At 33.0% G+C, this 23802-nt stretch carries 15 protein-coding genes; 6 read left to right on the top strand and 9 right to left on the bottom strand.

Annotated elements, in window-relative coordinates; all coding sequences use genetic code 11:
• Nucleotides 1-70 precede the first annotated feature (70 nt).
• On the bottom strand, nt 71-1027 hold the full coding sequence (locus CYAN10605_RS02275) for a glycosyltransferase family 2 protein (protein WP_015218320.1): 957 nt from the start codon (nt 1025-1027) through the stop codon (nt 71-73).
• A gap of 279 nt (nt 1028-1306) precedes the next feature.
• Nucleotides 1307-2203, bottom strand: a complete 897-nt coding sequence (locus tag CYAN10605_RS02270) for a universal stress protein (RefSeq protein ID WP_015218319.1) — start codon at nt 2201-2203, stop codon at nt 1307-1309.
• 478 nt (nt 2204-2681) lie between these two features.
• Between CYAN10605_RS02270 and CYAN10605_RS02265 the strand changes: the two genes are divergently transcribed.
• From CYAN10605_RS02265 to CYAN10605_RS02255, 3 genes are all read left to right on the top strand, one after another.
• Nucleotides 2682-4976, top strand: a complete 2295-nt coding sequence (locus tag CYAN10605_RS02265; protein ID WP_015218318.1) for a ribonucleoside-diphosphate reductase subunit alpha — start codon at nt 2682-2684, stop codon at nt 4974-4976.
• Nucleotides 4977-5411: 435 nt separating this feature from the next.
• The gene (gene pstB, locus CYAN10605_RS02260; protein ID WP_015218317.1) at nt 5412-6221 is read left to right on the top strand and encodes a phosphate ABC transporter ATP-binding protein PstB; all 810 of its coding nucleotides are present in this window, start codon (nt 5412-5414) and stop codon (nt 6219-6221) included.
• A 389-nt stretch (nt 6222-6610) separates the two neighbouring features.
• Complete coding sequence (locus CYAN10605_RS02255; RefSeq protein WP_015218316.1) at nt 6611-7528, top strand: NAD(+) kinase; 918 nt, start codon at nt 6611-6613, stop codon at nt 7526-7528.
• 112 nt (nt 7529-7640) lie between these two features.
• On the opposite strand, the gene pflA is transcribed toward CYAN10605_RS02255, so the two are convergent.
• On the bottom strand, nt 7641-8384 hold the full coding sequence (gene pflA, locus CYAN10605_RS02250) for a pyruvate formate-lyase-activating protein (RefSeq protein WP_015218315.1): 744 nt from the start codon (nt 8382-8384) through the stop codon (nt 7641-7643).
• A gap of 379 nt (nt 8385-8763) precedes the next feature.
• Nucleotides 8764-10266, bottom strand: coding sequence for a cryptochrome/photolyase family protein (locus CYAN10605_RS02245; RefSeq protein WP_015218314.1), 1503 nt, complete (start codon nt 10264-10266; stop codon nt 8764-8766).
• Nucleotides 10267-10407: 141 nt separating this feature from the next.
• Here CYAN10605_RS02245 and CYAN10605_RS02240 point away from each other — a divergent pair, with 141 nt between their 5' ends.
• Both CYAN10605_RS02240 and CYAN10605_RS02235 read left to right on the top strand, forming a co-directional pair.
• On the top strand, nt 10408-14832 hold the full coding sequence (locus CYAN10605_RS02240) for a PAS domain S-box protein (RefSeq protein ID WP_015218313.1): 4425 nt from the start codon (nt 10408-10410) through the stop codon (nt 14830-14832).
• A 187-nt stretch (nt 14833-15019) separates the two neighbouring features.
• Nucleotides 15020-15901: a carbohydrate ABC transporter permease gene (locus CYAN10605_RS02235; protein ID WP_015218312.1), complete on the top strand. Its 882-nt coding sequence runs from the start codon at nt 15020-15022 to the stop codon at nt 15899-15901.
• An 80-nt stretch (nt 15902-15981) separates the two neighbouring features.
• On the opposite strand, the gene ureE is transcribed toward CYAN10605_RS02235, so the two are convergent.
• Together ureE and ureA are read right to left on the bottom strand one after the other, a co-directional pair.
• Entirely contained in the window at nt 15982-16434 is a 453-nt protein-coding gene (gene ureE / locus CYAN10605_RS02230) for an urease accessory protein UreE (RefSeq protein ID WP_015218311.1), read from the bottom strand.
• Between the two features lie 224 nt (nt 16435-16658).
• Complete coding sequence (gene ureA, locus CYAN10605_RS02225; RefSeq protein ID WP_015218310.1) at nt 16659-16961, bottom strand: urease subunit gamma; 303 nt, start codon at nt 16959-16961, stop codon at nt 16659-16661.
• Nucleotides 16962-17430: 469 nt separating this feature from the next.
• Between ureA and CYAN10605_RS02220 the strand changes: the two genes are divergently transcribed.
• On the top strand, nt 17431-19560 hold the full coding sequence (locus tag CYAN10605_RS02220) for an EAL domain-containing protein (protein WP_015218309.1): 2130 nt from the start codon (nt 17431-17433) through the stop codon (nt 19558-19560).
• A 208-nt stretch (nt 19561-19768) separates the two neighbouring features.
• Here CYAN10605_RS02220 and CYAN10605_RS02215 read toward each other — a convergent pair whose 3' ends face one another.
• The 3 genes from CYAN10605_RS02215 to CYAN10605_RS02205 form a co-directional block, all read right to left on the bottom strand.
• Nucleotides 19769-20479 carry a PHP domain-containing protein gene (locus CYAN10605_RS02215; RefSeq protein ID WP_015218308.1) on the bottom strand — a complete coding sequence of 237 codons (711 nt, stop codon included), beginning with the start codon at nt 20477-20479 and terminating at the stop codon, nt 19769-19771.
• 197 nt (nt 20480-20676) lie between these two features.
• Nucleotides 20677-22776, bottom strand: coding sequence for a glycosyltransferase family 2 protein (locus tag CYAN10605_RS02210; RefSeq protein ID WP_015218307.1), 2100 nt, complete (start codon nt 22774-22776; stop codon nt 20677-20679).
• A gap of 387 nt (nt 22777-23163) precedes the next feature.
• Nucleotides 23164-23739 carry a Uma2 family endonuclease gene (locus CYAN10605_RS02205; RefSeq protein WP_015218306.1) on the bottom strand — a complete coding sequence of 192 codons (576 nt, stop codon included), beginning with the start codon at nt 23737-23739 and terminating at the stop codon, nt 23164-23166.
• Between the last annotated feature and the right edge of the window lie 63 nt (nt 23740-23802).

The following is a 23802-nucleotide window of genomic DNA, read 5'->3' as shown; positions in this document are numbered from 1 at the left end:
GTTTTATTAGATCAACTATATCTTTAAGTATAGTGTTTTCCGAGCCTATAGATTTGTTTATTTTGATTGATTATTTTTGATTGCCACTATTAAAATAAATGTCTCGAATACGATAGATGGGGCGTTTTTGGGATTCATGATAAGTACGCATGAGTAATTCCCCTAGTAAGCCAAAAGAAAATAGTTGAACTCCCGTTAAAATTAATAATACACATAAAATTAACAAGGGGCGATCGCCTATACTCCTTCCTAAGCCCAATTTCAGAAAAGAAAGATAAATGCCAATAAAAAAGCCTAATATCATGGAAATTAAGCCAAAAAACCCAAAAACGTGCATGGGGCGAGTGAGAAATTTTTTGATAAAAAAGACAGTGAGTAAATCCATAATTACTCGAAAAGTGCGTCCAAGTCCATACTTACTCTTACCAAAACGGCGAGGATGATGATTTACAGGAATTTCCGTAATTTTTGCCCCTTCAATATATGCTAAGGCTGGTAAGAAACGGTGCAACTCTCCGTATAAGTTCATATCAGCAATTAATTCTTTACGATATGCTTTGAGAGAACAACCATAGTCATGTAACTTTACCCCCGTAATTTTGCCGATAATCCAGTTAGCGATTTTTGAGGGTAAAAGGCGAGTAAGAGCATCATCTTGACGATTTTTACGCCAACCACTAACTAAATCGTAGCCTTCTTCCAATTTTTGTAATAATAAGGGTATATCGGTGGGATCATTTTGTAAATCTCCATCAAGAGTAATAATGACATTACCTCTCGCATTTTCAAAACCTGCCGCCATAGCTGGGGTTTGCCCGTAATTACGTCTTAGTACAATTGCTTTAAGACAGGAGGTAGTCATTAGAATATTTTTTAATACTTCGGTTGAACCATCTTGAGAACCATCATCAACACAAATGATTTCATAAACTAGGTTTGTATTATTTAAACTTTTAGTAATGGCATTAATGAGTAGAGGAATATTTTCCGCTTCGTTATAAATAGGAATGACTAATGATAAATCCATCTTGTTGTAATTGACTGAATCTAAATATATTTTTGACCCTCTAACTCTTTTCTAAAGCGATATTTAACCCCATTTCAGCATAAGAATATCTGACAAGGGTAGGTGTCAGGTTTGACGGTTGCAGGTGTTGGAGAAAGTAATAAGTAACGAGTAATGAGTAATGAGTGTTCGGAATTATTAATTATTAATTATTAATTATTCACTATTCATCTTTACCTCTTACCCATTCGCTGTTTACCCTCACAAATAAACAAAACTATCGAGCAGAACAGCTTAATCCTACTGTTTATTCATCGGAAAGTAAATAAGGGGAAACCAACTACAGTTTAAAAGATAATTTGCATTATTACCAACCGCTAATTGAACAAGGCGATTAAAAATACTATCTTCTTTAAGATTATCAGCAAGTGCGATCGCACTAACGTCATGAGCAAAAGCAATCTTAAAAGTTTCCTCTAAAATATTACCCCTCTTTACTAAAGTTTGAACATTAATAGGAGAAGACACAAAACTTTTTTGAATTTCAGCTAACTTATTTTCTGCCTCTTTTACTTTATTTTCCGTCAAAATTTCACTACGAGAAACTTCATCAATCACGGACAAAAATAGACATTCTTTTAAAGTATTACCTTTATCTATTTCCACATAGCCTCTAATTTTTTCGAGGATGTAACGATGATGGGGTGCATGATTATAAGGCACTAACCAAAAACTATTAAGATTACGACATCTCAGTGCAAATTCATCATTTCTATATACGGACATTAATTGAGGACGTAAAATCATCATCGGAATCCTCAATTTATTCCTTAGTTTAGCAGTTGTTGAACCGAAAAATATTTGTTCTAAAGAAGTACTTACAGGTGAGCCAGTAATCACTAAATCAATGTTATATTTCTTGATCGTAGCCAAAATATTATCTGAGGGATTTCCTGATAAAACTTCGATATTGACTTTCATATTTTCAGGTACATTGTTTAAAGCAGGAGATAATTTCTTTTTCGCTTCTTCTACTTTATCTCTGTCAATGCGAGGTATTTCTCCTTCATTCCAAATAGCAACACTATGTAAAAAAGTAATCTCTTTAAATCCTCCTTCCCCTAACGCCGAGACAAAATGAATCATTTTATCTAAGCCATCAGTAAAATCTGTGCATACTAAACCATGATTAAACATAACAATAGTTTTATTTTTGCTTCAATATAATTTCTGCTTACTCTCAGATTAGCATTTTTGAAGGATTTTAATTAAAATCTTGTTCTTTGACGAAAAAGGTTTTAGGTTTTAGATTGCAGATTTTAAATTAAGAAATGGGAATCAAGAATTAAGAGTTATTTCCCCTCTCTCTCTTTTTCTCTTTCTTTATCTATTTGTAAGTTTCAAATATAATACAAAATTCTTAAGATTTCGTTAAGAGATATTTTGTTATGATTAGTCTGCGAGAAAAAAATAAAAATTACCCTTCACTTCAAACAAAATTAATTTGTCTGGCGAACAAAATCTTAAAGAAAGAAAAAATAAATTTTATTGACTAAATTTTACATATGGTGTATGGAGTGATCCACCTACCCCATATATGTGGTATAAAAGAGAAGTCTAAACAAAAAAACAATAGTCATTGAGTAGAAATACTTAAGGTAGCGAGGCAGAAGTAATGTTATTGGATACTCAAGAAAATATAAATTCTGGTTATTCTTATCAAACCAATCATAGTCACAACAAAGAAGCAAAAAATGCCGGTCAGATCGAAGTTATAAAAAGAAGTGGTACGTCTGCACCTCTTGATGTCACCAAAATCCGCAAGGTGGTAGATTGGGCGTGTAATGGTAAGGAGGTGAATTCTATAGCTTTAGAGTCAGGATTGAAAACCCGTTTACGTCATGGAATTACCACACGGGAAATTCAGGATAATTTAATTAATTGTGCTTTAGAGTTATGTGATTTAGATCAACCCGATTGGCGTTATGTGGCTGGAAGACTGCACATTTGGAGTTTATGGAAAGAAACTCTAGTTCATCGTGGTTATAATTACGGTAATTATGCTCAAACCGTTCAATCTTTTGTAGAACAGGGCAAATATGATGAGCGTATTTTAACTTATTCTACGACAGAATTAGAAGAAGCAGGAAGTTGGATTAATGCCGATTGGGATTTAGATTATGATTATGCTGGTGCTGTTTTATTAACCAGTCGTTATCTTCTGCCTCAAGAATTGCCCCAAGAAGCGTTTTTAACTTGTGCATTACTTTTGGCTATGGTAGAGTCTCCTGATTCTCGCTTATATTATGCTCGCAAATTTTATGAAGCGATCGCATCTCGTCGTATTTCTTTAGCCACACCAATTTTAGCTAATTTAAGAATACCAAACGGCTCGTTAACCAGTTGTTTTATCGTTAGTATCGATGACAACTTAGAAAGTATTTTTAGGGAAATCACCAATACAGCTCGAATCTCGAAAAATGGGGGTGGAGTGGGGGTAAATGTGTCTCGAATCCGTGCCACAGGAAGCTCAGTAATGGGCAAGAAAAATGCCTCTGGGGGGGTTATACCTTGGATTAAATTACTCAACGATACAGCCATTGCCGTGAATCAGGGAGGCAGACGTGCCGGAGCGGTAACTGTGGGTTTAGATATTTGGCATTTGGATGTACCTGAATTTTTGGAAATGCAGACAGAAAACGGGGATCAAAGACGTAAGGCTTATGACGTATTTCCGCAGTTAGTAATTGCTGATGAATTTATGCGTCGGGTAGAAAATAAGCAAGAATGGACTTTAGTTGATCCTTTTGAAGTACAAAACGAGTTAGGCATTGACTTAGCCCCTCTTTGGGGTGTGGAGTTTGAAAAGGCTTACTCTATTATTGAAGCTAATCTCGAGACGAAAATTAAACTCTATAAAAAAGTTAATGCTAGGGAATTATTCAAAGAAATTATGCGGGCGCAGGTGGAAACAGGAATGCCTTACCTTGCGTTTAAAGATGCTATCAACAAAGCCAATCCTAATAAACACGATGGTTATATCCCTGGTGTGAACTTGTGTACTGAGAGCTTTAGTAATGTTACCCCTAATAAATATGCTCACTGTTGCAATTTAGTTTCCCTCAACCTTGCCAATTTAGAGGATAGCGATATTGAATCGGTGTGTACTTTGGCAGTGAGAATTTTAGATAATACCATCGATATTACTATACCCCCTTTTGAAGATGCAAAGAATCATAATGATCGCTATCGTACCATTGGTGTTGGTGCTATGGGATTAGCGGACTGGTTGGCAAAACGGGAGTTGAGATATAATAATTTGTCAGAAATTAGTGACTTATTTGAGAATATTGGTTATCACTGCACCCAAGCCTCTATGTTATTGAGTAAGGAAAGAGGTGCTTATCCTGCTTTTGAAGGTAGTGATTGGAGTAAAGGCTTATTAATTGGTAGCAAACCTGTCACTTGGTTTGAAGAAAATGCTTCTCAACCTATTCGTTGGCAGAAGTTAGCTATTGATATTCAAAAATATGGTATCCGTAATTCTCACATAACTGCGATCGCACCTAATACTTCTTCTTCCTTGGTTCAAGGTTGTACCGCTAGTGTGTTACCTGTTTATAGTAGATTCTTCTATGACAAATGGGCTAAAGGAACTGTACCCATTGCACCGCCTTACGTTCAGGATAAATATTGGTTTTACCAAGAAAACAAAACCCTTCATCAAGATCAAGTAGTAAGCGCGATCGCAACTATTCAACAATGGATAGACACTGGGATTTCCATGGAACTACTGTTCAACTTAAATCAGGGAGTATATTTTGCAGATGAGCCTGAAAGATCATTGAAAGCAAAAGATATATTTGATACTTTAATGATGTCATGGGAAAAAGGTTGTAAAGCCGTTTACTATGTACGCATCGTGCAAAGAGACTCATTTAAAGAAGAATGTACCGCTTGTGCGAATTAAGCTATAACGAAACAAAATATCACCTAGAATGTCAGTAGAAAGCCCTCATCATAAACTCAACAAACCTAATCGTTTTGGTAAAGGTGAGGAATTTTGAGATCTACTTTGACACAACCCTGCTTTTTTAGGGGAGACACAAAGGGCAAAAGGCAAGGGACAAAGTTAAAAAGGCAATGGGCAACAGTGTTTAATTAACTTCCCCCTTTCACCTCTTCCCCTCATCATCTCTTCTCCTCAACACTCCAAACTGAGGTTAAATAATTAAACGGCAACTATTAACCTGTTCTTAACCGAATATTTCTTCATAACAATATATAATTATGGAAGTATATAAATATTTACGATACTAATACAAGACTACTTGATAAAACTTTTAAGGCAAAGTAGTCATTAAAAAATCTGATTCCATACTTATCTATATAATAATTACCTAACATGAATAACTTATCTTCCTCTGATTTTTACGAGGACGTAGTTTTAAGGGCAGAAAACGTTGACGTTTACTACGGCTCTCACAAGGCTGTTGCAGGAGTTAATCTGGATATACCCAAAAATAATGCGATCGCATTTATTGGTCCTTCAGGATGTGGAAAAAGTACAATTTTACGCTGTTTTAACCGCATGAATGACCTTGTGGCTAGTGCGAGAATTAAGGGTAGAATTACCTTTAAAGATAAAGATATTTATGCCAAAAATGTTGATCCTGTGTTAGTTAGAAGTCGAATTGGCATGGTATTTCAAAAACCTAATCCGTTCCCGAAATCTATCTATGAAAATATTGCATGGGGTGCAAGAATCAACGGTTATAAAGGCAATATGGATGACTTAGTAGAAGAGTCATTACGCAAAGCGGCTTTATGGGATGAAGTAAAAGACAAATTACGTCAGAGTGGTTTAGCCCTTTCAGGAGGACAACAACAACGTTTATGTATTGCCAGAACTATCGCTCTACAACCAGAAGTAATCTTGATGGATGAACCTTGTTCGGCTCTTGATCCTATTTCTACCTTAAAAGTAGAAGAATCTATTCACGAATTAAAAAGAAATTTTACCATCGTCATTGTTACCCATAATATGCAACAGGCTTCAAGGGTTTCAGACTATACAGCCTTTTTTAATGCCAAAAGTATAGAAGGGGGTAGCGGTAAGCTAGGATATTTAGTGGAATATGATCAAACAGACAGAATATTTCAAAATCCTGCGGAAGAAGCCACTCAGGAATATGTTAGTGGACGTTTTGGTTAATAACTAACCTGAGTTCGAGATAAATTTTTATCTATGAATGATAATGATGGCGAAAAGGGCAAAGGGCAAGGGGCAAGGGGCAAGGGGCGAACCCCCCTTTATCCCCCCTCGAGAGGGGGGAGGGCAAAGGAAAAATTAAGAATAAAAAACTCCGAATACTTATTACTTTCTTCTAAAACCTGCAACCTGAAACCTGACACCTGACACCTTATCCCCCTTATCCCCTCATCCCCCCATCTCCCTCTCTCCTCAACAGTCCAATCCTATATTCTCTTGTAGAACTGAGGTAAAAATATATCCTGATAGCAACTTTTAATGATAAAATAATTTGTCAACTGTGCTATACAGACTACGGCAAATAAAAACTTAATTGATCAGGAAGAATATTGATGCCCAAAATAGGCGTAATTTACAACGATATTAAACCCATTGCTTGTCAAGTCGCCACGGAGTTAAAGGAAAAATTGACAGCCGAAGGTTATCAAGTTCACCTCGCTACTGGTTACGCCGGTATTTTAGGATATTCCAGACCCGATCGCCCCGTTTGTTATAGTGCCATTGAAAAAATTGCTCCTTTCGGCTTTGACCAAGATATGAAATTTGTCATTGTTTTGGGAGGAGATGGTACAGTTTTATCTGCTTCTCGACAGGTTTCTCCCCACAATATTCCTATTTTAGCCGTCAATACAGGGCATTTAGGCTTTTTAACGGAAATCTACCTTAACCAACTACCAAAAATATTAGATGCCGTTTTAAGAGACGAGTATGAAGTGGAAGAACGTTCCATGATGCGGGTTCAAGTAATTCGAGATGGACATTTACTCTGGGAAGCCCTTTGTTTAAATGAGGCTGTCATACATAGAGAACCATTGACAAGTATGTGTCATTTTGAAATTGCCATTGGCAGACACGCCCCCGTTGACATTGCCGCCGATGGGATAATTATATCAACTCCCACAGGTTCAACGGCTTATTCTTTGAGTGCAGGAGGCCCTGTGGTTACTCCAGATGTACCCGTATTTCAGTTAGCACCCATTTGTCCTCATTCTCTTGCTTCCCGTGCGTTGGTTTTCTCTAATCAAGAACCTGTAACTATTTATCCTGCCACTCCCAATCAAATGGTGATGGTGGTTGATGGTAATGCTGGTTGTTATATTTTACCAGATGATCAAGTAGTAATAGTGCGATCGCCCTATCCAGCCAAATTTATCCGCTTACAGTCTCCCGAATTTTTCCGTATTCTCCGAGAAAAACTAGGTTGGGGATTACCTCATATTGCCAAGCCAACCTCTGTAGAAATTCCCTAATAATAATAATATGATACTACCTCACCTGAGTTCGATATAAAATTGTTTAGCGGTGATAGGGAAAAGTATTTTTTTTGAGATAAACTGCGGTTAAATTTATTGAAAATACATTTTATTGAACATTTAAACCATTTCTTTTAAATATTTCTGAAACTTTAGCAATCAATTCGGGGGAGGGTGTTTGGGTATCTTTTAGTTGATAGTCATATCCTAACTGTTCCCATTTATATTCACCCATTTTATGAAAAGGTAAAACTTCAACTTTTTCAACATTTTTTAATCCTGCTACAAACTCAGCTAACCCTTGAACATTATGATCAGGATCTGTTAGATTAGGCACTAAAACAAAACGAATCCATGTTGGTTTATTAATTTTCGCTAAATAATTGGCAAAATCAAGGGTGGGTTGCAGAGAAACACTTGTTACTCGTCGATAAATTTCAGGATCATAAGATTTAATATCCAACAACACTAAATCCGCCGATTCTAATACTTCCTTGGCTTGATTTAACTGCACATATCCAGAAGTATCCAAAGCCGTATGAATTCCTTTTTTATGGCACTCCTGAAAAATTGCTTTGACAAATTCTGGTTGCATTAAAGGCTCTCCTCCTGTCACTGTAACGCCCCCCCCTGAATAATCGAAATAAGAATGATATTTCTCAATTTCCTCGATTAACTCCCCCACTGTTATTTTTTTTCCATTTTCTATATGACGACAATCAGGATTGTGACAATATAAGCATCTTAGAGGGCATCCTTGGGTAAAAACAACGAAGCGAATACCAGGGCCATCCACTGTGCCACAACTCTCTGTGGAATGAATTAAACCAGTAATCAAATTATTATCATTCATACAATAAGTTGGTTAAATTTCTGATGTTTGATGAGGTTCTTTTTTTGCCCTCTAATATCATTCTATGTCAACTTACTTTGAGTAGTTAATTTTATCTAAAACCCTCCATTTAGGAGATATTCTTGGCTCTTCTACAATAGTTATGATAAATTAATAGAAACTAAATTATGTAACTTTTATTGAACAGTGTTTATAGGAAAATAAAAACTCAAAGTTTATAAATTATTATTTAATAATTGCCTTTTGCCCTCCCCCCTCTCGAGGGGGGATAAAGGGGGGTTTGCCTTTTGCCTACCCTAACCAATAATTTACACGACGAGAAGTAATAGAGTCATATTTTTATATCGAACTGAGGTAAGATATGGTAAATTTGAAGACTTTATTCTATAGTTGAACTAGCTAAATTATGTATTTTATTTAATTCATCGGGAGACATTTTTTCTAAATGTTTTAACACCAAATTCATTCTTCCTTGAGAGCGCAATTTTTCTTCATGACGGGCTAAAAAATCCCAATACAAATAATTAAAAGGACAAGCATTTTCTGTAGTTTTTTCCTTGGGATTATAAGAACAATTAGAGCAGTAATCACTCATTTTATTGATATAGTTAGCCGAAGATGCGTAGGGTTTTGATGCCAATAAGCCACCGTCAGCAAACTGCCCCATTCCTAACACATTAGTTTGCATTACCCAGTCATAAGCATCTATATAAGCACTGTGAAACCAATTTTCTATTTCTTGAGGAGAAATACCTTTAATTAAAGCATAATTACTAATTATCATTAATCGCTGAATATGATGAGCATAACCTGTATTTTCTGTTTGTTTTAGTACTTGTTTTAAACAGTTCATTTTTGCTTGGTTACTATCCCAAAAAAAAGATGGTAAGGGGTGTTGATGATTAAACCAGTTTGCTTGAAAATAATCTTCTTCTACATAATGGTAAATTCCATACATATATTCTCGCCAACCTAATATTTGTCGAATAAATCCTTCTACAGAATTTAAAGGAAATGATTTTTCATAATAAGCCCTTTCTACTGTTTTAATAACTTCTAAGGGTTGTAATAAACCCACATTAAGATAAGGAGAAATAAGACTGTGCCACATAAATTCTTGGTTAGTTATCATTGCATCTTGATACGTTCCAAATTTTTCTAAACGATAATTAATGAAATTATCTAATACTTTTAAAGCATCTTTTCTTGTCACTGCCCAGTTAAATTTATCACTATTACCATAGGTTTTTATGTCTAGCTTGTTAACTTTTTCTATTACTTTTTTTGTTATATTATCCAGCTTAAATACCAGAGGTTGAGGAGGGGATAAGTTATTTTTAGGAGGTTTTCTATTTTCTTTATCTAAGTTCCATTTTCCACCTACTGGTTGATTATTTTCTGTTAATAATATTTGCCATCTTTTTCTACTTTCTCTGTAAAAATCTTCAAGAATTAACCTTTTTCTTTTATCTGCCCATTGTTTAAATTCTTCTGGTTGCCATAGAAAATTTGGGTTAGGATACAGTTTTACTTCACAGTTTAATTTTAGGTTTTTAATTGATTGTAAAAAGGTGCGATCGCACGGAGTTATTGTTCTGATTTCTGTGAGACTATATTTTTGAATTGTATTAAATAAACCTTCATCAAAATTTTCGACTATTTGATAATTTATTTGCCAATTATTTATCCTTAATTCTTCAGCATAATGACGCATTGCTGACCAAATAAAGATTAGTTTTTGTTGATGATAATTTCTTTTTTTGATATGATTTAGTGATTCAATTAAAATAACTATTACTTCTTTTTTGTTAGCTTCTAATTCCGCTAAAATAGGATGATTTTCAATCAGTTGATCCCCTAAAATCCAAACACCAATAGTCATAATTTTTATGAGAAATTTTCTATAATTTTATTTTAATGATAAAAGGTGTAATTATTACGATCACCTTTAGTGATACTGCTCGATCGAATCTATTTTTAAGGTAAGTTAATAATATATTGACATGAATTAGAGATTCGATTTATGTTTTCCCTGTCACAAAACCACCCTATTAACTATAACTTTCTTCGGGTTGCCTTAGATACTTCTTTGCTCGATGTGATTAAACTATTAAGTAATAGTCACAAAGATAGACAAAATCAGGGATTAAGTTGTGTTGTAGTAATTAATCAAGAAAGATTAGTCGGCTTAGTTACGGAAAGAGATATAGTTAAAATATCCTCCCAACAGTTGCCTTTAGAAAAATTGGTTGTCGCTGAAGTAATGACAAGGGATTTAATTACCTTTTCTGTGGATAAGTTAGGTAATATAACAGATTTAATTGATGTTTTTCGTCAATATAATATTCGTCACTTACCCATTGTTAACCATAATCGAGAAGTTTTAGGTATAGTTACCCCTGAAAGTATCCGTAGCGGTTTGCAACCTCTGGATTTACTCAAGCATCGTTATGTTTATGATGTAATGCGTCGCAATATTATTTGTGGCTACCCTCAGCAAAAAGTAATTGATTTAGTTCACATTATGGCACGTAATGTTATCAGTTGCATCGTCATTGCTGAAGAGATAAACAAAAATACAGTAAAACCCTTGGGGATTATTACCGAAAGAGATATTGTGCGTTATCAGGCTTTAGGTATTAATATTACTCAGATTAGTGCCGAGGAAGTTATGACACAACCTCTAACGATGATAAAAAAAGAAAAATCCTTATGGGATGCCCATTTAATAATGTCAGAGTATGGTTTTCGTCGTTTAGTGGTGGTGGATGATGAGGGAGATTTACAGGGCATTATTACTCAAAGTAGCATTTTAGAGGGAATAGATCCCAGAGAATTACAGGGAGTTATTAAAGTTTTAGAAAAACAAGTTGAAGTTTTACAAACAGAAAAAACTCAATTATTAAAGGAATTATTAAGCCAACAAAAGCAAAATTTACAATCAGCCGAGAGGAGGGGAAAGTTAATTTCTGATATTGCCCTGAGAATTCGCACCTCTTTAAATTTGAAAACCATTTTACAAACTGCCGTTGATGAGGTTTTATCTCTCCTCGATACGGAGAGGGTTATTATTTATCATTTAGAAGGCAACCATAATCATATCACTGTAGAAGCATTAAAAAATAATTCCTTCTCCTTAGCAAATTATTCCCTCGATGATGAGTGTTTGAGACAAGAATTTTTACAATCGGGCAATTTATGGAAAACAAAAGTTATTAATGATATTGATGAAGAAGCGATCGATTCTTGCTATCATCGACTAATAAGTAGATTTGGGGTTAAAGCCTGTCTAATTACCCCTTTAATAGTTAATAGTAGTCTTTGGGGATTATTAATTGTCCATAATTGTCATCAACCTCGGCAATGGCAAGGAGGAGAAATCGAATTTTTAGAACAATTGTCAGTACAATTAGGTATAGGAATTCAACAAGCCACTCTCTTACAACAACTGCAAGAAGCCAGACAAAATTTAGAAGTTAAAGTCACTAAACGCACAGCAGAATTGCAAAAAATTAATGATAAATATCAACAAGAGTTAATTAAATCTAAACAAACTCAAGTCAACTTACAAAAAACAGAAAAAACCCTTGCAGGAATTTTAAACGTGGCTAATGATGCCATTATCTCCATTAATCCTCAACAAGAAATAATTATGTTTAATCAAGGGGCATCAAAATTATTTCAATATACTCCTGATGAGGTAATGGGAAAACCCCTAGATATATTAATCCCAACACGTTTTATCACTATCCACCGTCACCATGTGGATGAATTTCAATCCCAATCAAAAATTCCAATTTGTCGAGAAATGGGGGAAAGAAAACAACGATTAGTTTTTGCCCGTCGTCGGGATGGTAGTGAATTTCCCGCAGAGGCTTCTATTTCTAAATTGATAACTGATGAAAAAGAAGTTATCTTAACAGTGATTTTAAGGGATGTTAGTGAAAAAAGAGCCATGGAAGCTCAAATCAGGGAATTAGCTTATTTTCTGGAAGTTAGTTTAAATGAAATTTACGTTTTCTCCGCAGATGATTTAAAATTCCAATATGCCAATTCTACTGCCTTACAAAATATTGGCTACGAGAAGGAAACGTTGCAAACTATGACTCCATTGGAGATTAAACCAGAGTATGAGAAGGAAAATTTTATCGAATTGCTTCAACCTTTATTAACGGGAAAAAAAGAAAACATACAGTTTCAAACTATTCATCGCCGCAAAGATGGTAGTGATTACCCTGTAGAGGTGAATATGCAATTAGTTAAACAGGAAGGTAAATCAGTCTTTTTGGTTGTTGCTAATGATGTTACAAAAAAACAGGAAGTAGAAAATGCCTTGAGAGAAAGTGAAAAAAGGTTTCAAATGATGGCAGATAATGCACCTGTATTAATTTGGTTATCTGGCAAAGATGGTAATTGCACTTATGTTAATAAAACTTGGTTGGAGTTTACAGGTAAAACTTTAGCCGAGGAAATTGATACTGGTTGGTTAGATAATGTACATCCAGAAGATAAAGATAAATGTAAGGAAGTTTATTACTCTTCTTTTGAAGGACATTTTCCTTTTCAAATGGAGTATCGTTTGCGTCGTTATGATGGGGAGTATTCTTGGTTTTTAGATGTGGGCGTGCCTCGCTATGATAATGATAGTAATTTTTTGGGTTATATCGGTTCTTGTACTAATATAGGCGATCGCGTTCGTATTGAAAAAGAATTACAAAAGCAGTTGCAAAAAAGTATTTTATTGACAAGGTTAACCGACAGAATCAGACGTAGTTTAAACTCGGAAGAAATATTTTTGACGGCGGCAGAGGAGATATGTAAGGCGTTTGGAGTAGATCAGACTCTGATTTTTACCTGTGAGTCAGGAAGTGCAGAAAAGCAACCAAAAACTATGAGGTGTGTTTCTGAGTATATTCTAGGAAAATATCCTTCTTGTTTAAATGTAGAAATTCCTGTGATTAATAACCCCTACATGGAATTAGTTTTGGAGAGGGAAAAAGCGATTCCTATAGATAATATCGAAAATCATCCCTTATTCACCAATGAAAGGGAAAAAGAAATTGTCGCTAAAATGCAACTAAAATCTCTTCTTGCTTGTGGTACTTTTTATCAGGGTAAAATTAATGGTAGCATAGGTTTACATCACTGCGATCGCATTCATATTTGGAGTAAAGAAGAAATCGAACTTTTAGAAGCGGTTGCCGCCCAATTAGGAATAGCCATTGCCCAAGGGGAATTATTGCAAAGGGAAAAACAAAGACTACAACAACTGGCGCTCAAAAATAAGGAATTGCAAAAGGCAAAACAGGAAGCCGAGTTAGCCAATCAGGCAAAAAGTGATTTTTTAGCGATTATGAGTCATGAAATTCGCACTCCTATGAATGGGGTTATTGGCATGACAAATTTATTAGCAGACACACCTCTTAATTCTGAGCAATTCGACTTTGTTAAAACTATCCGTCATAGTGGTGAAAGTCTCTTGGTGATTATCAATGATATTTTAGATTTTTCTAAGATTGAATCAGGAAAATTAGAGTTAGAAAAGAAACCTTTTAATTTAGAAGAATACATCCAAAGTGCTATCGATTTATTTAGTTTTCAAGCCCAAGAAAAGAAAATAAAACTTACCTACAAATATCCTAATTATATTCCTAAAAACTTTCTCGGAGATTTTATCAGAATTAAGCAAATACTTATTAATTTAATTGGAAATGCTCTTAAATTTACGGATAAAGGTTCTGTAGCTGTTTATATAGAAGGGCAAAAACAAGAAAAAAATAATTATAAAATACAGTTTGCAGTTCAAGATACAGGTATCGGAATTCCTCCAAAAAAACGCGATCGTTTATTTAAGGCTTTTTCTCAAGTAGATGCTTCCACATCTCGAAAATATGGCGGTACAGGATTAGGATTAGCCATTAGTAAACGTCTAGTAGAAATAATGGGCGGTACAATGTGGGTTGAGTCGGAAGAAGGGCAAGGCCCTACATTTTATTTTACGATAGTTCTTCCTTTGGTGGAGATAGAAAAAAATACTTCCCTTAGTCAGATTAATTCTTTTGAAACCATCACCACTCTTCCTCAATATTTAATTCTCTTAGCTGAAGATAACAAAGCTAATCAAAAAGTAGCCTCTTTAACTCTGAAAAAATTAGGTTATCAAGGAGATATTGTTAATAACGGTTTAGAAGTAATTGAAGCAGTGCAAAAAACAAATTACGATCTGATTTTTATGGATATACAAATGCCTGAAATGGACGGTTTACAAGTCACTCGTTGGATTCGCTCTCATCTTACCCAACAACCGTATATCGTAGCGATGACAGCTAACGCTATGGAACGCGATCGCACCATTTGCTTAGAAGCAGGAATGAATGACTATATAGCGAAACCTTTACAAATAGACGCTTTAAAACAAATATTGGATAAATTTCAAAACCAGAAATAAGAAAAAACGCTCCCCTCTACTGTGGGAGAGGGGTTGGGGGTGAGGGCAAGATAATTTTGCCCTGACTTTGAAAAAACCCTAGATTTCTCCCTCTCCCCTCATAACCTCATCTTATCCGATATTCTTAAACCGAACGAAGGTTAATTACTGTAAACTAAAAAAATAAAATATAACCTAAAAGTTAAGTGTGAATAATCAAACAAAAAAGATAAACTTAATCACTCAATTAAATTGGAAACCTTGGTTATTTTTAACACCAGCCTTAACCCTATTAACTATTTTTTTATTCATACCTATTTTAATGGTATTTTACTTAAGTTTTACTGATGGTAATATAATTCAAATTAGTTGGATTGGACTCAAAAATTATCGAAAACTATTAATAGATCCAGATTTTTCTCAAATTATTTTTAATACAATTTACTTCTCAATTTTTACTATTATTCCCAGTTTAATTATTCCTTTATTTTTAGCGATATTACTCAATCAAAATTTACCTTTAAAAGGATTTTTCCGCACAGCTTACTTTCTTCCCTCCATAACATCTTTAGTCGCTATGGGATTAGGATTTCGTTGGTTATTTCAAAATAATGGCACTATTAATCAAATATTATTAAAACTTAATTTTTATCCCATCAATTGGTTAAATAGCACATTTTGGGCTATGCCCGTACTTATTCTTTTTAGCACATGGCGACAAATAGGTTTTAACTTAGTCGTTTTTCTTGCAGGATTACAAATAATTCCTCAAAATCGCTATGAAGCCGCCGAATTAGACGGTGCAAATTTTTGGGCAAAAATATGGTACATTACCTTACCCGCCTTAAAACCAACCCTTATTTTTGCGACTATTACTACAACTATTTTTACCCTGAAATCCTTTGAACAAGTTTACATAATGACAGGAGGAGGCCCCTCTAATTCCACGAATATTTTAGCTTTTTATATTTACGAATTAGCTTTCCGCCAATTTAATTTCGGCTACGCTTCTGCCACTACCACAATTCTCCTGCTAGTAGCTTTAATTTTAGTTTCCCTGCAATTATTTACCACCAAAGATAATGAGTAGAGAGAAAGGGAGATGAGAGAAGAGGGTGAGAGGGAAAACTAATTCTTAATTCTTCATTTTTCCTTTGCCCCTTGCCCTTTTTACTTTTCATGTTTATAAGCCCCCAATTCCGGATAAAAAGGTGCAGTTTCCTGACAAAAACTAACCCCTAATTTAGATAACATAGATTCTAAAACATGATTAGGAGAAAAACGTAAATAATCACTATTAATTTCTAAACTAACATGACGATTTCCTAGATGATAAGCCGCTTTTAGCAAATTTAATGTATCCAATGCCTTCACTGTGATAACGGGTTCTAATTTTGCTTTTATCTCGACAAAAAAACTCTCATCATCATTAGTTAATATATCTCCTTCCATCAGCACATTTCCCCTTTCTAAATTTAATTTAATATATTTATTTTCATTTTCACTAATCGTATCAACCCGTATTTTTTGTTTAACTTTTGTTCTTTCTTCTGCTGTTAAATATATTTCTAAATTCACCTTATTACGAAGAAAAAATTTACTTTTTTTAGTCAGAATAATCATCTCTCTAAATTATAGTAATAGACCAAAATTAATGACTGTTCAGAGTGTGGTTATGATAAATTAAGAGAAACAGGACTTCTATAACCTTTATTGAATAGTGTTTATAGTAAAATAAAAACTGAAAGTTTATCAATTATTATTGAATAATCGCCTTTTGCTTTTTGTTTTTTGCCTCTTCCCTACTTTAACCAATAATTTACACGACGAGAAGTGATAGAGCCAAATTAATTAATCGGGTGATGAACAGTTACTAATTTTGTACCATCAGGAAAAGTAGCCTCTACTTGAACTTCTTCCACCATTTCTGAGATACCCTCCATTACATCATTTTTAGTTAATAAAGTACGCCCGTAACTCATCAACTCTGCCACTGTGAGCCCTTCCCTTGCACCTTCTAAAATAGCCGCAGAAATATAGGCAACAGCTTCAGGATAATTTAGTTTTAAACCTTTTGCTTTTCTTCTCTCTGCCAATAAACCCGCAGTAAAAATTAACAATTTATCCTTTTCTTGAGGTGATAATTCCATAATTTAATAATAATTGATAATTACTATATTTTCTAATAATATAATGGAGAAAGTGAAAATAACCAAATATCTTGATATGAAGATATACTGTGCTTACTTGGGTTTTTATATTTTTTAAGCAATTAGCTATCAACATAATAACTACAATGGTTAGCCTTTACTTTCAGTACTATTTTACTGTCACTTATTATATAGCGTTCGTCAATCATTTGTAATAATCAATTATTGAAAATCCTTAAATGATTAAGCCCAGTCGCTTCTAACTTTTTAACTTTTAATTTCCATCTTCCAACAAAATATTATGAATCAAATGAAATTATTATATAAGTTGTCTGATTAACAATTAAATCAGCTAAAATTTCTCATAATAGTTATAAATATTTTTCTTTACTAATTCTGAAAAAAATATTAATTATAAACAAGCTATATTCTTTTAAAACTTAATTCAAAAGAAAGGTAAAAACAGTTAATGAAGATTAATCAAAATTATATTAAACACATTTTAGCAGTTGAGTGTGGCAGTTGGAAAAAAACTTTTTTCCTAGATAAAGATAACTATTCCATTGGGCGAAATTCTACTAATACTTTTTTCTGTCATCATCGAGTTATTTCTCGTAATCATGCACATATTATTAGAGTAAATTATCAAAGTTTAGTGGATTCAGAGCGATCGGAAAATGTTTTTTGGTTAATGGATGGAGATTTTTTCGGAAGAAGAAGCACCAATGGTATTTATGTCAACGGTAAAAAATGTTTTTGTGCAAAGCTAAATCCGGGAGATATTATCTTTTTTGGTGGAATAGATGTTAAAGCAAAATATGATATTGTCAACCTTCAATCAAAGACTTTTTATAGTATTGCTTACCCTGACTATGAATCAATTTTTGCTGAAAAAGTATATAATTCAGAGATGTCAGATTTAAGCATATTTAGTGCTTTTACCGATGAAAATTTTGCTATTTTAGAGCTTATTTCTCAGGGTGTATTTATTGTTAATTTAGAATCATCTGAGATTGTTAAAGTAAATCAGAATTATGCTCAAATGTTGGGCTATTTAAGTTCAGAAATAATTGGCTTAAAATTGGAAGAATTAGATTGTTGTGAAAAGGAAATAATTAACCATGATTTATCAACTTTAGCTCAAAATAATGTTAAGAGTTGTAGATATTCAATTCATCAAGGAAAAGAGAAAAAACTAATCAATGTTTTAGTGAAAAGTGTTCCGATTAATTATCAAGAACAAAAATGTATTTTAGTATCCGTTGAAAATAATAGTAATTTACAGAAGTTAGAAGATGCTTTGCGTTATCAAAGTTCTCATAATTTGAGTACCAATTTAGGAAATAAGAATTTATTAGAAAAACAATTAGCATGGTCTTTAGGTTTTAATAGTTTAAAAGAAAGTAATATTGCCTTAATCAAAATAAAAGTTAATCAATGGGATAATATCAGTAATTATTTTTCTCAAGAAATTGTAAGTAAGTTATTAGAAAACTTAATTTTTATAATTAAAAAACATCTTTCTTCTATTGATTGTTTATGTCAAATATCTGCGGATGAATTCATTATTTTAAAAGAGGAAATCATCAATGAATCTCAGGTTAATACTATTATTGAGCAAATTTTAACTGATTTAAAACAACCTATAACAATTAATGGAAATTCAATTATTTTAAATGTTAATTTAGGTGTCACTATTCATCCTCAAGATGGCAAAAATTTTCATGAGCTAATAAAAAATACTAATATAGCTTTAGAAAGCAGTTATGAATATGGTAATAGCAATTGTCAATTTTTTACAGAAAATATAGCTAAGACAATAACTATCAAAAATAAAAATTTCATGTTAATGAACGATGTAATTAGTAGTAATAAATTTGTCTTAAAGTATTCTCCTATAGTCAGCGCAAAAACAGAAATTTTAAGTGGTTTTAATGCAACAATTAATTTTGTAGAAGAAAAAACAGATTTGCAAGAATTAGATATTTTATTAAAAGTTCAAGAATCCAATTATGATGAAGATTTATTATTGTGGTCATTGGAACAAATACTAAAAGATTATAATTCATGGATGGAAGATAGACAAACTTTTGACCTCAAAATAAGTTTAAAAGTTCTCTTATCAACTCTAATGAAAGATAATGTCATTGATAAAGTTAGTGAGTTAATTACTCCTGAAAACCAGTTTCCTTCTGTAGAATTAGAAATTGTGTTGGATAATAGTTTGGTTGAAGAGAATTTCATTATTGAGCGTTTAAATATACTTAGTAATAGTTCTTTAAACTATGGTTTATTTAGTCCAGATATTCAGACATTTTTTGCTTTTATGAGGGAGAAAATAAAAGTAAATACCTTGAAAACTTCTCCTCGTTTGATTAAAAATTTAGAGGGCAATTCAGGAGAAGAAAAATTAATAAGTTGTGGGGTTGATTTAGCTCAATTTTTAAATGTAGATTTAGTTATAGAAGGGGTTAGCACTGAAAATCAGAAAGATATTTTATCGAGCATTGGTTGCGACAGGATGCAGGGTTTATTCTTTTCTCCTGCTTTAGAATCAGAAAAAGTACCTTATTTTTTAGAAAAATCAAGGGTTGAATAATTTTTTGTTTTTGAGCAAATATTCAATACTTGGTAGTTTAGATTTAAGAGTTAGAATTGTTGCTTTTGTTGAAAATGGTAACTGTATTACAACAGCTTGTCAGGAATTTCAAGTTTCCTAAACTTCCATCTGTCGATGGTTGAGTTAAGGAAGAACTTATAAGTAATTAATCTTACTATGAATTGATAAGCCACAATATTTCAATTTCCTAAAGACGAATTAAAATATTGTTACCATGGGTATCTGTACCGCAAGTGGTATATAAATTGTATCTACGGGCTAATTTTAAGGCTTGAGTTGTCTGTTTAACACTAGGTATCCAAGGTTGGGGATTACCGTAGGCATAATAGACTTCTACTCCGTCAATACCAACTTCATAAGCCTCTCTAATCAATTCCTCGGCACTACGACGATAACGAAAGGGGTGAGCTAAAACGACTAATCCTCCTGCTCGATGTAAGGATTTTATGACTTTTTCCGCTTTGGCATTTTTTCCTTCGGGATTTTCCCCTGTTAGATATTTTTGTAAATGTTCACTTTCAGGGTCAAAACCGTAACCTAAAATGTGTACATTTGTTCCGTTTAACTCTGAAGTAATTTCAATTCCAGTCCACAAATAGGGTAGGCTAACTCTTGGATTAAATTTTGATTTCTCTTGTAACCATTTATACGCACGATAAAAACCTTTGACGCTGTGATGATCAGAAATAGCTAAACCTTTTAAGCCAAGTGCGATCGCTTGTTCTATTAAGGATTCAGGGGTTAATTGACCATCAGAACAACTTGTGTGTAAATGAAAATTATATTGATAAGGACAACTATTATTATCTACTCTTTCCCATACATTCGCCAATCTCACAGTATCTTGAGGACGCTCATCTAGTAATTGAAATGGATTTGTTTCTGCTTTTAGTAACATTGTCTTAGCAACTATTACGAATTATTAAGTTTAATTTAACAAAAATTTTCCGTAATTGACTGTAATTTTTGAAAAAATTGGCAAAATATTTGTTATCTCGATCATTCCTTTTTTTTATATAAGTCTAAATACTTAGTCCCTATATATTCTTTTTTATCAATAATTAAATTGGTAACTAATTTTTCAGAATCAGGGGTTTAGTAGTTAATAATATCTAACTCAGCCTTGATACTTAAGTGTTTATAACGTCCTAACTTATTTTGTTTTTTCTGAAAAGGAAAGAGCAGAATTTTATTTTTCACCACATTTAATAAGATTAAAATAGACTGTATTTCATTAGGTACAATTTTAGTTTGCCATCGGTGAGGACTACAAAATAAAAACTCTACTAATGTGCGGTACTCAGATAAATTTAGTTGCGGATATTCTATCAATAAATCTACTTTTCTACTTCTAAAATTCACGTCTTTAACTATGCCGTTTAGGGTTAAATTTAACTCATTAAAATGTAATTCAACCGTTGAATCATGTTTAATTAATGGCAAAGAATAGTTATCAGGAAAAGATATTTTTACTCCTTTTTCAGAGAGGGAATAACTAAAGCCATATAATTGTATATTGTTATTAATCTTGATGTTAATGGAAGTATTAATATTTAACCACGGATAAAAATCTTTTTGAGGTTTTTCGACAAAAGCTAATATTGCCACAGTTAAAAGTATTAAATAGTATAAATTCCAAAAAATACCTATTTCTAAACTGCTGTAAGCAAATCTTAATTCTACTATCAAGCTATTAACTGATTCACTATTAAACAATAAATAAATACAAACAATTAAACTAGATAGTGTAGAAATAAAAGCATAAATTAGAGGTAGAGCTAAATTCCAACGAAAAATAGCTTTATCGGTGCAAATTCCTTTCGGAGTAACTTTAAAACCTCCAGAAAAAGGCTTAACGAGAGTTTTAATGATTGCTAATGAAACGGGAAAAGCTAAAATTAAACTATAAATATCAGCGACAATTTTTGCAGTTGAATTATCACAAATTCGATAAAAAATCGTAAATTGAAATACCATTAATGGTAGAAAATATGAGAGCCAATCATGAACATTGGTGACTAAGGGAGGCATTTTAAATATAAAACAAAGGGGAAAAATAACAAGAGAAATTAAGATACTAATACTGGTAAACCAGTGAATAACTCCCGTTAGATAAATAATTCTTTGATGAAAATTTAAACCTTTAATGGTGAGAGGATTTGCAGAGACAAAAAAACCTTCCATTGTGCCTTGAGCCCATCGCATTCTTTGGCGAAATAAAGCAGGAATATTCTCTGGCACTAATCCGGCGCTTAATCTTTCTGTTAAATAAATTACTTCATATTTTTTCCCTAGTAAAAGAATTGTTGTAAAGTAGTCTTCGGCAACAGAATCAGTATAAAAGCCATTCACTTCATTAAGGGCGGATCTTCTGACAATAAAAGAGCTACCATAACACATAACGCTGTTATAATAGTCTCGCATTGGTTGATTAAGTCGAGAAGAGCATTCTTCTGTGGGATGTCCAAGGATATTCTCTAAGCCTAGATTTCGGGCAACGGTGTCTTGATTATAGTAGTGTTGATGGGTTTGTAATAAGCCTAATTCTGGTTTTTGGAAAAATCCTACTGTGCGAGTGAGAAAATTTTTACAAGGCACAAAATCTGCATCAAATACTGTCACTAAATCCCCGTTAGTTAATTTTAAAGCATGATTGAGGTTTCCTGCTTTTGCGTGTTGATGTTCTTCTCTGGCGATATAGTTACAACCTAATTGAAAGGCTAATTCTTCTACTTCTTTTCTATTGCCGTCATCTAAAAGATATACTTTTTTGTGGGGATATTCTATGGCTTGACAGCCAATTATTGTACGTCTTAAGATTGCGATCGATTCATTATAGGTTGGAATAAAAATGTCAACGGTGGGGGAATATTGATTTTCTTTAACGGTTGCTTCCCAAAAATCGGCTTCTTGATGACGATAGTTTCTTTTGATACCTAAAAATAACTCGAAATGGGGAACAATTAAAGTAATAAATTCAAGAATAAAAATAAATAAACTAATTGCAGTTGTGAGTTTTGTTGCTAAATTTAGGGTATAAAAACCTCTCCATAGAAGATACCTCACAGTCAACAAAAAGAAAACAGAAACTAATATTCCTCTACCTAATGGTGATTTCTTGTCGAAGAATTGAAGAATAATAATACCAAAAACAAACACACCTACGGTAGGTGCTAAATATAAAAAATCATTCATATTTTATGGTAGTGATTATTTTTTGAATAGTTTTTTGTAGTTTAAATAAACTCAAAATCACCAATAAATTTGTTTCAAGATATATCCTGAAAATAACCTTGTGATATTTGACACATCAATCTTAACAAATCTTTATAATTGTTTGAGGATGATAAAAGGAGGAAACTCGATTAACTCTCTATTCAACTAATGAATCTCGATTATAGATTATAACGTATCTAACATCGTCAGATGTTAATAAGCCACAGACAACGAGCAATAGGGTTAGTGTTGACGTTTTTTTAGCAATAATCGATTTTTGTGTTAAATTCGGCTGTTTTCTAATGTTATTGTTATTTTCGATTAAATCTGAGATGCGGTCACTGAAGATGTTTAGGAGCGTCAAATTTATTTGACATCAATATCTTCATATAAATCTAACACAGAGCAAGTAAAATTAATGCTATTTAAAGTTAATTTTTCTCCCTCTGAAAATGAGCTTAATTCCCATGAATTACAATTTTTTCTAGTGAATAAATCAACCCGTTTTTTTGTTTGAGAAATCAAAACATATTCTTGTAAAGTTTCTATGGTGCGATAGTCAGCAAATTTATCGCCTCTATCAAAAGATTCTGTACTTTCTGATAAAACTTCAATGATAATTTGTGGTGCTTTTTTGTAATAATTTAATTCTCGATCTTTTTCGTTACAGGTAACTATTACATCGGGATAATAAAACACATTTAAACGATCGATTCTTACTTTCATATCTGAAATAAAAACTCGGCAATTACTACCTTTTAAATGAGCTTTTAAGAGAGATGCCACATTAAGGGATATTGTAACATGAGCAGAACTTGCACCAGCCATTTCATAAACCTCACCATTGATATATTCATGCTTTGTTAAGGCTTTTTCCTCTTGGGTCAAATATTCTTCAGGGGATAAATTAGAACCTTTAATTGTTTCTTGAATTGCAACCATGACTTAAATCTGTATGGGATTTTATTTTTACTTTATCTTAACTTTCTTGATCATAATTTTATT

It is taken from the genome of Cyanobacterium aponinum PCC 10605, from assembly GCF_000317675.1.
Taxonomy (GTDB): Bacteria; Cyanobacteriota; Cyanobacteriia; order Cyanobacteriales; family Cyanobacteriaceae; genus PCC-10605.
This window is presented reverse-complemented; position numbering and strand designations above follow the sequence as displayed.